The sequence below is a fragment of the Frankia sp. AiPa1 genome (assembly GCF_023243075.1).
GTDB lineage: Bacteria > Actinomycetota > Actinomycetes > Frankiales > Frankiaceae > Frankia.
On record NZ_JALKFZ020000120.1, the window covers coordinates 1 to 15,398 of the forward strand.

General features: G+C 71.0%; 9 protein-coding genes and 1 pseudogene. 2 read left to right on the plus strand and 8 right to left on the minus strand.

What is annotated here, in order from left to right; genetic code table 11:
* Window positions 1-7: 7 nt before the first annotated feature.
* The gene (locus MXD95_RS09895) at window positions 8-829 is read right to left on the minus strand and encodes a DUF8616 domain-containing protein (RefSeq protein WP_250640265.1); all 822 of its coding nucleotides are present in this window, start codon (window positions 827-829) and stop codon (window positions 8-10) included.
* 541 nt (window positions 830-1,370) lie between these two features.
* Here MXD95_RS09895 and MXD95_RS09900 point away from each other — a divergent pair.
* Window positions 1,371-2,894, plus strand: a complete 1,524-nt coding sequence (locus MXD95_RS09900; RefSeq protein WP_250640266.1) for a catalase — start codon at window positions 1,371-1,373, stop codon at window positions 2,892-2,894.
* Window positions 2,895-3,399: 505 nt separating this feature from the next.
* The gene (locus MXD95_RS09905) at window positions 3,400-4,860 is read left to right on the plus strand and encodes a class I adenylate-forming enzyme family protein (protein ID WP_250640267.1); all 1,461 of its coding nucleotides are present in this window, start codon (window positions 3,400-3,402) and stop codon (window positions 4,858-4,860) included.
* A gap of 193 nt (window positions 4,861-5,053) precedes the next feature.
* Here the strand turns inward: MXD95_RS09905 and MXD95_RS09910 are convergent, their stop codons facing one another.
* The 7 genes and pseudogenes from MXD95_RS09910 to MXD95_RS09940 form a co-directional block, all read right to left on the minus strand.
* Entirely contained in the window at window positions 5,054-6,505 is a 1,452-nt protein-coding gene (locus MXD95_RS09910) for an FAD-dependent oxidoreductase (RefSeq protein ID WP_308301473.1), read from the minus strand.
* A gap of 589 nt (window positions 6,506-7,094) precedes the next feature.
* Window positions 7,095-8,069, minus strand: coding sequence for a ParA family protein (locus MXD95_RS09915; RefSeq protein WP_250640268.1), 975 nt, complete (start codon window positions 8,067-8,069; stop codon window positions 7,095-7,097).
* A gap of 520 nt (window positions 8,070-8,589) precedes the next feature.
* Window positions 8,590-9,525 (minus strand): prephenate dehydratase, encoded by a 936-nt coding sequence (gene pheA, locus MXD95_RS09920; RefSeq protein ID WP_250640269.1) that lies wholly within the window; start codon window positions 9,523-9,525, stop codon window positions 8,590-8,592.
* A gap of 121 nt (window positions 9,526-9,646) precedes the next feature.
* Window positions 9,647-11,260 carry a dihydrolipoamide acetyltransferase family protein gene (locus MXD95_RS09925; RefSeq protein ID WP_250640270.1) on the minus strand — a complete coding sequence of 538 codons (1,614 nt, stop codon included), beginning with the start codon at window positions 11,258-11,260 and terminating at the stop codon, window positions 9,647-9,649.
* Between the two features lie 3 nt (window positions 11,261-11,263).
* Window positions 11,264-12,217, minus strand: a complete 954-nt coding sequence (locus MXD95_RS09930; protein ID WP_285223581.1) for an alpha-ketoacid dehydrogenase subunit beta — start codon at window positions 12,215-12,217, stop codon at window positions 11,264-11,266.
* A gap of 243 nt (window positions 12,218-12,460) precedes the next feature.
* Window positions 12,461-13,630 (minus strand): annotated as a pseudogene (locus tag MXD95_RS09935) (thiamine pyrophosphate-dependent dehydrogenase E1 component subunit alpha); the annotation flags it as partial.
* A 1,201-nt stretch (window positions 13,631-14,831) separates the two neighbouring features.
* Window positions 14,832-15,188 (minus strand): hypothetical protein, encoded by a 357-nt coding sequence (locus tag MXD95_RS09940; protein ID WP_250640271.1) that lies wholly within the window; start codon window positions 15,186-15,188, stop codon window positions 14,832-14,834.
* Window positions 15,189-15,398: the final 210 nt, after the last annotated feature.

The window sequence follows — 15,398 nt, forward strand, 5'->3', positions numbered from 1 at the left end:
CCTGCGGTCAAACCTGACGCAACATCAACCGAACTGATCCGGCCTCCAATTCAAAGAACCAGGATGGAAAAGGTTCATTATAAGGTTTTGCAGGGTCCTTGAAGCCGTTCTCGTTCACAGTCGAGCTGATGACTATCTCGCCGGTGTCGCAGTCGACCCAGGCGTTCTCGGTCGGCGCCAGCACGTTGCGACCCAGCTCGTTGGCCAACTTCTGGGCCATCGGGTTGTCACCCTTGCCGGTCTCGCAGGAAAGTAGCCGGACCGGCCGATGATCCCAGCCGCGGTCGGTACGGATGAGCTGAGCGACGTCGTGCGCATCCAGCCGCTCGGTGCCGAACAGGCACCCGGAGGGATCACCATGGATATCCACCGTGTAGTAGCCAGGCTCTGGCGCCACCAGGCGGGCCGACTCGGTGTTCGACTCGGACGGGGGATAGAAGGACCTGCCCGCCTCGGTCTTCTCACTGGCGGCGTAGATGGCCGCCAGTAGATCCTCCCGCTTTTCCGGCTCGCGGGGCAGGGGCAGGCGATCCGTCGATTCCGGCTGCTCTTCCCGTACCTCGTTGCCTGCCCTGGCAGGCGGGGGCACCTCGTCGGGGACGCCTGGCCGACTCTCAACATCCCGTGAACGTTGCTCAAGTCTGTCGAGCTTCGCGTGAATACGGTCCCTGCCGACGCTCGTGGCCGTGCGGGCGTCTGCCGGGAGGACCTCGCGGGGCCGCGTGGTCTGAGTGTTGTCGGCCGCGGATTCGGGCGGCGCTGGCCCCGGAGTGTTTTCGGGGTCCGGGCCTGGCTGGCCGTCGAGTGCGAGGCGTTCCAGCGCGGCCATCTTCGCCTCGATCGAGGACCGGGGTGAGCCACGGCTGGCGGCGGTCGGAGGATTGGGATGATCGTCATCTGTGCCGGGGATATCACGGGCCATAACTGCTCACAGCGCCAGTATCGTGACGGTGGACGTGAGGCGCCAGTCAAAGCGGAAATATTGCGAATCGTCAGATCTGGCCCTTCCCTGACCTGCGATGCCGGCGTAGAGCAAGTCGTAGGAATATGCCTTCCGGTATGGCGGGAGTGCTATCCACTCGGCGCCGGGGAATGCGCTCGAGTGAATGTGGCATGCAGATGCACGTGCAGAACTCCGTTCGGTGGGATGGGCTGGCGGCTGGCCGGTGCTGATGGGATTCGACGCCACTGGTCGGGGCTGAGGAGTGTGTGGGGGCGCAGGGCGGGTAGGCGGAGGGCGCGGCACGATCCCTGGCTGCGCCGGGCCTGCGTCGGCGCAGGCGGTGGCCGCGGCCGGGGTGGCGGGGCGGGCCGCGGGGTCGACCGTGAGACGTGGGCATGCCGGCAGGATCAGGATGAGGAGTTGCGTGGTGACCAACAAGGAGCGTCGTCCGACGACCACCGATGCGGGTGTCCCCGTCGCCAGCGATGAGCACTCGCTGAGTGTCGGCCGGGACGGTCCGCTGCTACTCCAGGATCATTACCTGATCGAGCAGATGGCGAACTTCAACCGGGAGCGGATTGCGGAGCGCCAGCCGCACGCGAAGGGTGGCGGGGCGTTCGGGACCTTCGAGGTGACGCAGGACGTGAGTGCGTTCACCCGGGCGGCGGTGTTCGCTCCGGGAGCGACGACGGACGTGTTGATCCGGTTCTCCACCGTGGCCGGGGAGCGGGGCAGCCCGGACACCTGGCGTGACCCGCGTGGGTTCGCGGTGAAGTTCTACACGTCCGACGGCAATCTGGATATCGTCGGAAACAACACGCCGGTCTTCTTCATCAAGGACCCGATGAAGTTCCAGCACTTCATCCGGTCGCAGAAGCGTCGGACCGACAACAACCTGCGCGACCACGACATGCAGTGGGACTTCTGGACCCTCTCGCCGGAGTCCGCCCACCAGGTGACCTGGCTCATGGGCGACCGGGGCATCCCGCGGACCTGGCGGCACATGAACGGCTACTCCAGCCACACCTACATGTGGATCAATGCCGCGGGTGAGCGCTTCTGGGTGAAGTACCACTTCAAGACCGACCAGGGTGTCGAGTGCTTCACCCAGGACGAGGCCGACCAGATGGCGGCCATCGACACCGACTACCACCAGCGTGATCTGTACGAGCACATCCGGGACGGGGAGTTCCCGAGCTGGACGCTGAAGATGCAGATCATGCCGTTCGAGGACGCGAAGACCTACCGGATCAACCCGTTCGACCTGACCAAGGTCTGGTCGCACACCGACTACCCGCTGCGGGAGGTCGGCCGGCTCACCCTGAACCGCAACGTCGCCGACTACCACACCGAGATGGAACAGGCCGCGTTCGAGCCGAACAACCTGGTCGCCGGCACCGGGCTGTCGCCGGACAAGATGCTGCTTGCCCGCGGGTTCAGCTATGCGGACGCCCATCGGGCCCGGCTCGGCGTCAACTACAAGCAGATTCCGGTGAACTCCGCGAAGGTGCCCGTCCACAGCTATTCGAAGGACGGGGCGATGCGGGTGCGCAATGTCTCCGACCCGGTGTACGCGCCGAACTCCTACGGTGGCCCGGCGGCTCGGCCGGAACTCACCGACGACGGCGGCCTGTGGTATTCCGACGGTGAGATGGTCCGCGCTGCCTACACCCAGCGCCCGGAGGACGACGACTGGAGCCAGGCCGGCACGCTCGTCCGGGAGGTCCTCGACGACGCGGCCCGCGCCCGGCTGGTCGAGAACATCGTCGGCCATCTGCTCAACGGGGTCAGCGAGCCGGTCCTGCGACGCGCCTTCGAATACTGGCGCAACGTCGACAAGGATCTCGGCGATCATGTCGAGGAGGGTGTGCGCGCCAAGCAGTCGGACACCGACCCGAAGGCAGCGGGGCAGGCGAACCCGGCCCGTTCCGCTGCCCAGGCGAAGGCCTGAGCAGACGACCTCGCCCTCGGCGCGGTGACTGCTCGCCGCCGCCGCGCGTGACGACGGATCGGCCCCGGAAGACCTCCGTGTCGCTTCTACCGGGCTACGAAGGGGCAAATCGGACAGATCGCCCGGTAGTAGCGACACCCCCGCGCACAAGCACCGCCACCACCCCCGAAAGCCATCACGGACAGCGAGATTCACTGGGTGAACCCGGGCCGCGAGCCGGAGATCCACGAGAAGCAACCCAGGGATCAGCCGGGCCCGGGCCGTCGGCGGTCGATGGCGGCCCGAGGTGAAGGCGGCGCCCGGGCGAAGGTGACGGCGGTCCGTCCGGTCGGCGCGCCGCCCTCCGGGCCGGTCGGCCGGGCGTTGTCCGCGGGTGCGCTCCCGGCTGCGGCGAACTGTGCCGGTTGCCCGGCTCGCGGGCTCCTGCCATCATGCGATGAACGCCGTTAGGTTGTCGGGATGTTGCGGGCGACGGCGCGTCCGAGCACACCTGGAGGGCCGCGGAATGCAGGCAGGGATCGGCTTTCCGGCGAGGCTGCGGGCGCTCGCCGTCGAACGGCCGGACGACACGGCGCTGCACTTCATCGCCCTGGATGGGCAGGAGTCGGCCTTCAGCTATTCCTGGCTGGATCGGCGTTCGTCCCAGCTCGCCGGCGCGCTGGCCGACCGGGGCGTGGTCCTCGGCGATCGGGTCGCGCTGGGCCTGCGCAACTCGCCCCACCTGGTGCTCGCCGCGCTGGCGACCTGGAAGCTCGGCGCGACCCCGGTGCCGGTGCGCTGGGACGTGCCGGACTGGGAGCTCGAACGGGTGGCGTCGGTCGTCGACGGCCGGGTGTTCCTCGGCTCGGCGGATCGCGCGTGGATCGACGCGACCGCGGACCTGCCGGTGCCCGACCTGCCCGACGTCGTCGCCCCGCGGGTCCAGGGCATCTGTAGCAGCGGCTCGACGGGCAGGCCGAAGATCATCGTGGCGGATCGTCCGGCCGTGTTCGACCCGCGGCTTGCCGAGCCGTTCATCGCGGGGTGGGGCGTCACCGTGCCGCGGCCGGAGACGATCCTGGTGCCGGCGCCGCTCTACCACGCCAACGGGTTCGCCACGCTGACCCAGCTGCTGGCCGGTGACCAGCTTGTGCTGATGGAGAAGTTCGAGGCGGCCCGGGTCCTGGACGTCATCGAGCGGTACGGCGTCACGACCTTCACCGCGACCCCCACCATGCTGCAGCGCATCGCCGCCCGGCCGGACGTCGAGCGCCGGGATTTATCGAGCGTCCGCTGGATTCTGCAGGGGGCCGCACTGATGCCGCCGAGCCTGATGCACCGCTGGATCGGCCTGCTCGGCGCGGAGAAGATCATCTCGATCTACGGGATGACCGAGGGCCTCGGCCTGACCGCGCTGCGCGGCGACGAGTGGCTGCGGCACGAGGGCAGCGTCGGGCGGGGCATCCGAGGCACCGAGATCCGCATCCTCGACGCGGACGGCGCCGAGCTGCCGACCGGGGAGATCGGCGACATCTACCTGCGCAGCGTCGGCTATGGCAACTACACCTATGTGGGTGACGCGCCGCGCCTGCCCCGGACCCCGGACGGCTTCTCCACCGCCGGTGACCTGGGCTATCTGGACGCCGACGGCTACCTCTACCTGATCGACCGCCGGGTCGACATGATTGTCACCGGTGGGGCGAACGTGTTCCCCGCCGAGGTCGAGTCGGCCCTCATCGACCATCCCGGCGTCGCCGACGTGGTGGTCGTGGGCCTGCGCGACCCGGACTGGGGCCGGCGCGTCCACGCGATCATCGCACCGGCCGACGCGACCGCCCCGCCGGGCACCGAGGAGATCCGCGCCTACGCCAAGGGCAGGCTCGCCGCCTACAAGGTGCCGAAGACGGTCGAGATCGTCGACGCGATCCCGCGCAGTGAGGCGACCAAGGTCAACCGTGGTGCGCTGGTCGTGGCCCGCGGCGGCTGACCCGCCCATCCCCGCCCATCGGCGGACGGGAACCTGGTTATGTTCCGTAATTTGGGGCAGTCAAACCGCCTTACCGTTACAGGCGCGGAAGCGCGCACGGCGGTCGGGCGCACGGCGGTCGGGCGCACGGCGGTCGGGCGCACGGTGACCGGTGGCCTGGCCTTCGTCCCCGCCGAAGCCAGGCCACCCTGCGTCACCGGGGGGTGGCGGACTGGCGTTTCAGGGCGATGTCGAGCAGTTCGTCAGTGAGGACGAGTTTCACCCGGGGACGGCCGCTGGCGGCCCCTGCCGCGCGCTCGGCGGAGTCGATGAGCTGCCAGCCGGACTCGGTGACCAGATGCGGCTGTCGTTCGAGCAGCCAGCTGACGATCTCGACGTCGTGGTCGAAGGTGACGCCCCGGTCGTGGCGGCGCAGCGAGCCGTCGGCGAGATCGGCGAACAGCCGGGTCACCGTCTCGGCGGCACACTTGCGGTTCGTGCCGATGATGCCGGTCGGCCCGCGCTTGATCCAGCCGGCGACGTACTCCCGCTCGGTGCCCTCGACGCGGCCGCGGTCGTTGGGAATGACGCCGTGCCGCTCGTCGAACGGCAGGCCGCTGAAGGCCACTCCCCGGTAGCCCACGGCACGCAGCACCAGGCTCGCCGGCACCGTCTCCCGCTCGCCGGTGTCGACGGCGCTGACCCAGCCCTGCTCGTCGACCTCCAGCGCGTTGCGGGCGAAGACCACCTCCTCGACCCGCCCGTCGCCGCGGATCTCCACCGGCGTGCGCTGGAAACGCAGTGTGATGTGCCGCTGTCCGGCGGCGGTGGGCTGTTCGGCGTAGCCGCGCAGCACGGCGAGGTTGCGCCTGGTCGGGCGGGGCAGCGCGTCCTCGCCGGGCTGTGGCGCCACCTCCGCGGGGTCGACATCCACCCCGGACTCGGTGAACTCGGGCAGTTCCCGCAGCTCCGCGGTGGTGAACGCGCCCTGCGCCGCGCCGCGCCGCCCGACCACCATGACCTCGGTGATCGTGCTCTCCCGCAGCGTGGACAGTGCATGGTCGGCGATGTCGGTGCGGGCGAGGCGCTCGTGCGGCGAGCAGAGTATGCGCGCGACGTCGAGCGCGACGTTGCCGGCGCCGATCACGATGGCACGATCGCCGACCAGGTCGAACGCGTGCGCCGCGTAGTCGGGATGGCCATTGTACCAGCCGACGAAATCCACCGCCGACACACTGCCGGGAAGGTCCTCGCCTGGGATGCCGAGGCGCCGGTCACTCTGCGTCCCGATCGCGTAGAGGACCGCGTCGTAGCGGGCGACGAGTTCCTCGCGGGTGACGTCCCGCCCGATGTGCACGTTGCCGAAGAACCGGAAGTTCTCATGCGCCGCGATCTCGGAGTACACCCCCGACACCGACTTGATCTTCGGATGGTCCGGTGCCACCCCCGAGCGGACCAGGCCCCACGGCGTGGCCAGGCGCTCGTACATGTGCACCTGGACCGGCACCTCGGACTGCTCGAGCAGCGAGCTCGCGGCGTAGAACCCGGACGGCCCGGAGCCGATGACCGCGACGGTGAGCGGCGCGGCCGTGCGCGGCTCGCTCGTACGCGGCTCGCTCGTACGCGGCTCGGCCGTGGCGCGGTGGCGGCTGGTTGCCTGGGACACGGTTCCTCCCGTTCTCCCGCGACCGGCCGTGTCCGAGCGCGTGTGTGCGCGCGCGTGGACGGCCGGGCGGATTCGGGCGCCCGATTCGGCACTCGCCGTCGGCCGCCGGGGCTCAAGTAACGTCACCCGTCTCGCACCCATAAGACCGAACACGGCGCACGATGCGGGAATTCCTGTCGGACTTTCTTTCCCGACCTGTCCGGCCTCGCGCCTGACGGAACGGGGGTGTTCTGGTTCCGGGCCGACCGGGGCTCACTCGCGCCTGGGCCGTACGGGCGCGGGTGGTGCCGGATCGCGCCGCCGCATGGCGGATTGCCCGGTCTCGCGAGAATGGCCGTCGCACCCGCGAAGGAGTGCTTTCGACGATTCCTGCGCGGAACGCGTATGTACTCCTCCTACTGGCGTTCGATGTGCTCGACGGACTGTCCGTCCGATCGTTCGTCCTCAACGTAGAGAATCCGCGATCGTGACGCAAGGACAGCACCAGTCACCCTCGGCCAGGCCAGGGATCCGGCCACCGTGACGGTGCGGCGGCGGCGGCGTGCGGCGGCGTGCGGCGGCGTGCGGGGGAGGAGGGCCGGCTGGCCGGTCAGATGTCCCCGCGCCAGCCGCGGATGCCGTCGGCACCGAGTCCGGAGGCGCCGAGCCGGCGCAGGAACTCCTCGACGAGGTCGACGAGCTCCCGGGCCACCTCGTACGGCGTCTCGAGCGAGAGCACCGCCGGCAGCTGCGCGTCGGTGCTGCCCGAGAACGCCCGGTTGCTCGTCCGGACCATCGCCGTGAACACCGGGGCGCCGAGCTCGTCGATCTGGTCGATGTGCCGGCGCAGAAAGCTCGTCGGACGGCCCCGGTAGTACTGGACCATCATGAGCACGACGCCGAGTACCCGCGGGTCGAGCCGTTTGACGGCCGGGTGCAGGCCGGACTGCAGCTCCGCGACCCGGTTGTACTCCCAGACGAACCGGCCGAGCTTGCCGAGCAGATGCTCGATGCCCAGCGTGGAGAGCAGATCAGGCCGGGCTGGGATCAGCACGTGGTCGCAGGCGGCGATCGCCGCGCGGGTGACGACCCCGAAATGCGGAGGGCAGTCGATGATGACCAGGTCGTAGGACTGCGGGTCGAGCGATCCGAGGCCGTCGGACAGCCGCTGGTAGACATCGAAGTAGTAGCGGGTCGACCGGTGCGCCTGCGCCCCGCCGAGGCGGGCCGTCAGGTCCATCTCGACGTCACCGAGGGCCAGGTGGGACGCGAGCAGGTCCAGCGTCCCCCCGCCCGCCGCGATCGCCTCCGCCGCCTGCGACGGGGTCGTGACATAACCGGCCAGGGATGGGGGAGTCGTGTCCGGGCGCCAGGTCTCGAACCAGGCCTTGATGGTGCGCCTCTGATCGGCGAGCTCGGTCCGCCACACCTCGGGCCGGTAGAACGAGAAGGTCAGGTTCGCCTGCGGGTCCAGGTCGACCATCAGCACCCGCTTGCCCAGCCGGGCGATCGCCGTGCCGATGTTCGCCGTGAGCGTGGTCTTGCCGACCCCGCCCTTGTAACTGGCGACCGCCACGACCTTCACCGCATCCTCGCTTCCGGGCGTCCGACCTGACGGCCTCTCTCCCAGTGCCTGTCATCCGTGGCCGAACGTTCGTCCGATCCGTGCACGGCTCACAAGCAGACTACGGCGGGCCCCTGATCCTCCCAGATCGTCCTGTCCTGTCCGGCCTTGCGCGTCCCCGGCCGGGTAGGCCGATCCAGGGGCCCCCGCGGCGACTGTTCGCGGTGTTCCGGTGCTGTCCGCGTCGGCTCCGCGTCCCCGCTCCGATGGGCCATACCGGGGCCGGGGCCCGCCTGGACGGGCCGTTGACCTGCTCTGCCGGGTCGTCGACCAGTCATGACCAGTAACGACCTGGCATGTGGCGTGGCCCAGCCCGGAGGTGCTGGCGATTCCGGGGGCGGTCCACGCCGCGCGTCACCCGTGGCCTGTCTGGGCGGCCACAGGTGCCGCCCAAACAGGCCAGGGAGGTCGGGGAACCGGCCGAGTTGGCCGGGGGAGTCCAGGCCTACCGGGAGAGGGTCGCATCGGGGTACGCGTCTCCTCAGGCGGCCTCGCGTCCGTCGAGGCAGCGGGCGAGCCAGTCGGCGGCCCGGGTGAACTCGGGGTCGGCGGGGGCGGTGCGCTGGCGCGGCACCGACTCGCCTGCCCGGGGGTAGGAGCCCAGGAACCGGACCTTCGGGCACAGCCGGAACAGGCCCATCAGTGCCTCAGCGACCCGCCGGTCGCCGGCATGACCCTCCGCGTCGAAGGAGAAGCAGTACTGGCCGAGTCCCTCGCCGGTGGGGCGGGACTCGATCCGCAGGAGATTCACCCCCCGAACGGCCCATTCCTGCAGCAGTTCCAGCAGCGCACCGGGGTGGTTGTGGGCGAGCCAGACGACGGCGGAGGTCTTGTCCGCACGGGAGGGGGCACTGATCCGCCCGGGCCGGCCGAGCAGGACGAAGCGGGTGGTGGCGCCGGCGACGTCGTTGATGTCGGTCACCAGCGCCTCCAGGCCGTAGGTACGGGCGGCGAACGCACCGGCGAACGCACAGTCGAACCGGCCGTCGCGCACCAGGCGGGCGCCCTCGGCGTTGGAGGCGGCCGACTCCCACTCGGCGTGCGGCAGATGGGTCGCGAGCCAGCGACGCACCTGGGCCTGCGCGACGGGATGACCGGTGACGGTCTTGACGTCGTCCATCTGGGTGCCGGGCCGGACCAGCAGCGCGAAGCTGATCGGCAGCACCACCTCGCGGTGGATCATCAAGGGCTGCCCGGTGGCGAGTTCGTCCAGGGTCGTGGTGACGGCGCCCTCGACGGAGTTCTCGATCGGGACCAGAGCACCGGTGGCAGCACCGCACCGCACCGCATCCAACGCGGCGGTGACGGAGCTGGACGGGATGAGCTCGGCGTCCGCCGCCTCGGGCAACGTCCGCAGAGCGACCTCGGAGAACGTCCCCTCGGGGCCGAGATAGGTGTAGCGGGCCCGGACGGGCACGGCTGACCTCCATTGCGGAGCGGGTGGCACGCGCGGGCGGCCACAGACTGGAGGTGCAAGGACGCGCGGTACATCCGGCGCATGGCCGGTCAGGGGGTGCTGATGGCCCGGTCAGGGCCCGTCAGAGGTGACGTAGCAGGGCCGTGGGATCCTCGGCGGCGTCGGCGACGAAGCGCAGGAACGCTCCGGCGGTGGCGCCATCGCAGACCCGGTGGTCGAAGGTGAACGAGAGCTGCACCACGTCGCGCACCGTGAGCTCACCCGCCACCACCCAGGGCCGCGCCACGATGCGTCCGACGCCCAGCATGGACGTCTGCGGGTGGTGGATGATCGGCGTTGCGCCGTCGACGCCGAACACGCCGTAGTTGTTCAGGGTGAACGTGCCGCCGGTGAGATCGCTCGGGGTGAGGCGGCCGACGCGGGCCGCCGCGGTGAGCCGGGTGATCTCGGCGGCAAGCTCGGCGGTGGTGCGCCGGTGGGCATCCCGAACCACCGGCACCACGAGCCCACGCGGGGTCTGGGCAGCGAAGCCGAGGTGGACGCCGTCGTGGTGACGGACGCCGGTGGCCCGCCCGGCGCCGTCGGTGACGACGGACGAGTTCAGCTCGGGCGCTCGCAGCAGCGCCGCCACGCACACCCGGGCAAGAATCGACAGCAGCCCGATGCGCGGCTCGGCACCCCCTGCGTTCAGGGCGTTCTTCGCGGCGAGCAGGCCCGTCGCGTCGGCGTCGACCCAGCAGGTCGCGTCAGGCACCTCGGCACGGCTGCGGGTGAACGCCTCCGCGGCCCGCCGGCGCAGTGCGTCGAACGCCACCACCGCCCCATCCGGCACCGCCCCGCCGCCGGCACCGTCATGCGAGTTGATGCTCGGGTTGTCTTCGAGTGGTGCGGCGGGCGAAAACGTCCTCCCGAAAACCTGCCCGATGGGCAGCGTGGACGGGCCAGCGGAGATCGCCTCCTCCACGTCCCGGCGCATGATCAGCCCGTCCGGTCCGCTGCCGCGCAGGGTGCGCAGGTCCACGGCATGGTCGCGGGCCAGGCGACGCACCAGGGGCGAGACGACCGCTACCGGGCCCGCCCAACCGGGCCCACCCGCCGCCGTACCGTCCGCACGGGCCGGGGCCAAACCGTCCGCACGGGCCGTGCCACCGGTACCACCCGTAGTAGTCCTACCGTCCGCACGGGCCATACCAGCCGTCCCGGCCGAGGCGCCCGCCAGCGCCCCAGCCCCAGCCGGCGCGTCGGCCGGCGCCTCGGACGCACTGGATGACGCGCCGGCACCCGTCGCACCATGGCCCGAGATGAGGGTGAGTGTGGTCTCCGGACGGGGGATGGGGATGATCGAACCGCCGGTATCGCCAATTCCGCCGCTGCCGGCGGGTCGCCGACGGCGGGGGCGACGGCGGTCGGGTTCGGGACTCACGCCGTAACCGACCAGGATGTTCCCGGGGCCGGCCGAAGGCGCGCCGCCGGTGTCGTCCTGCCCCGAGTGATCGACCGCGACGGTGATCAGCGGCGCGCCGACGGGGACGCCCGTGCCCGCCGGCCCCGCGAGCGACGTCACCACCCCGGCGAACGGGCAGGGAACCTCGACGATGGCCTTGGCGGTCTCCACCTCCGCGACGGGCTGGTCGACGACGATCACATCTCCGACGTCGACGAACCAGCGGACCACCTCGGCGGAGACCAGGCCCTCACCGAGATCGGGCAGGGCGAATGCGCGTACCGCGGGCACGGGTCACTGCTCCCACTGAAGTCGGGCGACGGCATCAAGGATGCGGTCGACGCTGGGCAGATGATGTTCTTCGAGCATCGGCGGCGGATAGGGGATGTCGTAGCCGGTGACCCGCAGCACGGGCGCGGCCAGATGGTGGAAGCAGCGTTCGGTGACCCGGGCGACGACCTCCGCGCCGAAGCCGCCGAAACCGCTTGCCTCATGGACGACGACGGCCCGGCCCGTGGCGCGCACCGCCGCGCAGACTGTCTCGTCGTCGAACGGCACCAGAGAGCGCAGGTCGACCACAGCGAGGTCGAAGCCCTCGGCCTCGGCCTCCTTCGCCGCGTTCAGGCAGATCGGCAGGCTCGGCCCGTAGGTCAGCAGCGTCGCGGACGCCCCGCTCCGGCGCACCATGGCCTGCCCGAGCGGAGCCACCTCTGCCAGCGGCTCGGACGTCCAGTACAGGCGTTTGGGTTCGAGGAAGACGACCGGGTCGTCGGAGGCGATCGCGGCGCGCAGCAACCCGTAGCCGTCGGCCACCGTCGCCGGGGTGACGACGTGCAGGCCGGGCGTGTGCGCGTAGTAGGCCTCGCTGGAGTCACTGTGATGCTCGACCCCGCCGACGCCACCGCCGTAGGGCACCCGGATGGTCAGCGGCAGGCCCATCCGTCCACCGGTGCGGTTGCGCATCTTCGCGACATGTGAGACGAGCTGCTCGAACGCCGGATAGGCGAACGCGTCGAACTGCATCTCGACGACCGGGCGCAACCCGTACATCGCCATCCCGATGGCGGTGCCGAGGATGCCAGCCTCGGCCAGCGGCGTGTCCAGGCAGCGCGCGGAGCCGAACTCGGCGCTCAGGCCGTCGGTGACCCGGAAGACGCCGCCGAGCGCACCCACGTCCTCCCCGAGGACGTGCACGGTCGGGTCCGCGCGCATGCTGTCACGCAACGCGGCGTTCAGCGCCTTCACCATCGTTGTCGGCTGGGTGATGGGCGTCGTTGTCGATGTGGCTGTCACCGAGGGCGCCGATTCCGACATTGGACCGGGGCCGGCGGGGCCGGCCATCTCGGGCGCCGCTCTGCTGGTCACTGCGCACCGCCCCGTCCCCGGCTGTCCGTGGAACTCGTCCGGGTCGCCGCTGTCCGGGTCGCCGCTGTCCGGGCCGCCGTGCGTCGGATTCACCGCCTCCGGCGGATCGTCGTCCCAGGCCATGCCGTCGTCCTCGGCCGCCAGGGCCAGCCGGCCGGCAAGATCGGTCGCCTGCTCGCGCAGCTGGCTGGTCGGCGCGGCGTAGACATGGCTGAACAGCGTGGCGGGGTCGGGGCCGGGGGCGGTGTCGAACTGGGCGCGGATCTCGGCGGCGAGCTGTTCGGCCTCCCGTGCCACCGCCTCGGCCCCCGCGTCGTCGAGCCCGCCGGTGGCGCGCAGATGCCGCTCGAGCAGGGTCAGCGGGTCGCGGGCCTGCCAGGCCTGGACCTCCGCGGCACTGCGGTAGCGGGTCGCGTCGTCGGCGTTGGTGTGTGCCTCCAGCCGGTAGGTGACCGCCTCGACCAGCACCGGCCCGCGTCCGGCCCGAGCGTGGGCGACCGCCTCGGTCAGCACCTGGTGCATCGCGAGCGCGTCGTTGCCGTCGACGAGCCGGCCGGGCATGCCGTAGCCGACCGCCTTGTGCGCCAGTGTTGGTGCCACCGACTGCCTGGCCAGCGGCACCGAGATCGCGTAGCCGTTGTTCTGGACCAGGAACACCACCGGCGCGCCCAGTACCGCGGCGAAGTTGAGCGCCTCGTGGAAATCACCCTCGCTGGTCCCGCCGTCGCCGACCAGCGCAAGGGCCACCACATTCCCGGGCGATGCCGGGCCCGCGGCGGACGCCGGGTCGGATGTCGCGCGCAGTCGGGCGGCATGCGCGAGGCCGACGGCGTGTACCGCCTGGGTGGCCAGCGGCGTCGCCAGGGGTGCGATCCGGTGCTCGTACGGGTCGTAGCCGCAGTGGGCATGCCCACGCATCAAGGTCAGCGCGTCGATGGGGCGTACCCCCCGCGCGACGACCGCCAGCGTGTCGCGGTAGCTGGGAAACAGCCAGTCCTGTGCGCGCAGCACCATCGCGGCGGTGACCTGGCAGGCCTCCTGACCGGTGGACGCCGGGTAGACGGCCAGTCGGCCCTGCCGGGTCAGGGTGGTCGCCTGCCGGTTGAACCGGCGCCCGAGGACCAGGCGGCGGTGCAGCTCACGGGCGAGAACTGGGTCGAACGCCGCCGCCGCCCCGGTGCCGAGCACACGCAGGGGCTCGGCCTCGGGCAGCAGCGGACCCGGCTGCGGGCGGGGACCGGGATGGCCCACCGGCCCGGCAAGATCGGGCGGCATACTGTCGTCGACGATGGTCATGACCCACCTTCGGGTGGCTGGTGGCTGGTGGCTGGTGGCTGGGAACGGGGCGGGTGAGGTGTGCCATCGGCGGGTGCGGCCGGACGGCCGGTTCCGGCGCATGGGTATGGGCGCCGGCGACGCGGGACGCGGCGCGGATACCCGTCAACACCGGGCCACCCCGGGGCGTGGCCGGCGTCGGTGTCGGGGACGACGTGGACGTCGGCGCGGGACGATCGCAGCGGGTGATGGTCGCCGCGGACGAGGTCGCGCGAGAGAAGGCCGCGCGGGAGAAGGCCGCGGGGAGAAGGTGGGCGGTCAGCGTGTCAGGTACGCGGCGGTGCGGGGCGGTGCGGGGCGGACACGGGCGGGTGGTCGGCGGGTCCGAGGCCGGGCAGGCCGGTCCCGTGGGCCGGACGGCGGTGTACAGGTGCCGTCGATGGGTCGCTGTCCGTCTCCACTCACCCTTTCGATGCTGGCCGGGCCGGTGCTGTGACCGGGGTGGTGCGGCGTCGCCGGTCGGATTCGGACGTCTGGTCGAAACGGGCGTCCGGCGGGGGCCGGTGCCCGGCGGCCGGAGTCCGAACGGCCGGCCGTCTCGACCAATCTTCCACCGCCGTTCGGCAGTCGCGTAGTGGCGATAATCACGCCCGGTTGACAATCCGACGGTAGTGCCGGAGGTCCCACATTCGACGTGTCGTAGAAACCTTCCCGGCGGCCCGATCGGGGAATCCGGAAGGGCCGGCCCCGCTTCGCCTACGGCCGTTTGTCACAAATCCCTCGGGTGCGCGCCGCAGTGGGGTCCGACGGCCACGCGGACCCTCGGGAACGCTGCGGAGCGGGTCTGGAGAAGACCGTCGAGATTCCCCGGCAAAGGCGCCGGCGAAAACCAGCATCATGCCCTTAGCAGCGGGGGCTGCTCGCTGGCAGCAGGATCCGTGCCCGGAATATCGGGTCCGCCGTGGCGGTCCCAGTCGCGGTGCACGGGCGACGCCGTCATGCGACGGGGAAGAATGCCTCCGGAAATGCCGACGCGTCCGGGCGGGGCCGGTGGATCGCCGGCCCGACCCGGACGCGTGCGAGGTGCCGCGGCCGTGCGAGGTGTAGCGGTCTACGAGGTGCAGCGGGTCGTGCGAGGTGTCGCTGGTCGTGCGCGGTGTCGCTGGTCGTGGTCAGGGCCCCTGTTCCTCGGGTGCCCTGACCACGTGTGTCACGGCCTGCGTCAGGGGACGTAGGCGTAGTAGCTGGGGCCGCTGGTGGTCACCACGACCAGGCCGACCGAGCCGTTGTAGATCGTCGACCCGAGATAGTGATCTCTGCCGTCGTACTGGTACACGTCGATCTGCTCGTTGATGGTGCCACTGATGGTCGAGGTGTAACAGGTCCCGGGCTGGATCAGGTAGGTGGACCACCCGCCGCGGCCGGGGAAGACCACGTGCGAGTCGTAGCCGCCCTGGGAGCACACAGTGAGCTTGCCGGGGGTGGAAGCCGAGGCCGTGCTCGCCGGGCCGGCCACCGCCGCCACCAGTCCCAGGACCGCCAGAATGACCATCCGGCGGAGGGAAAACAACTTGCGCATCCTTCGTTGGACTCCTTGCCTTGGATCCCTGCCCGTCCGGTTCCGTGGTCCTGGCCGCTGCGGGTCCTGGGACCCCGCGTCCGTCGGGGCCTTCCGCAGCAACCACGCCCTCGAGGAGGCGAAGAGTTCACCTTTGTCCGAAGATGGCAGATACGCGCAGGTGGCGCGCGTCGGCGAAGGGAGGGCGGCGCGCGGCCCAGGCCGCCATGG

Coding starts and splice junctions, on each gene's coding strand:
- MXD95_RS09905 (WP_250640267.1), top strand. CDS start 3,400: ATGCAGGCAGGGATCGGCTTTCCGGCGAGGCTGCGGGCGCTCGCCGTC.
- MXD95_RS09940 (WP_250640271.1), bottom strand. CDS start 15,188: ATGCGCAAGTTGTTTTCCCTCCGCCGGATGGTCATTCTGGCGGTCCTG.
- MXD95_RS09895 (WP_250640265.1), bottom strand. CDS start 829: ATGGCCGCGCTGGAACGCCTCGCACTCGACGGCCAGCCAGGCCCGGAC.
- MXD95_RS09930 (WP_285223581.1), bottom strand. CDS start 12,217: ATGGTGAAGGCGCTGAACGCCGCGTTGCGTGACAGCATGCGCGCGGAC.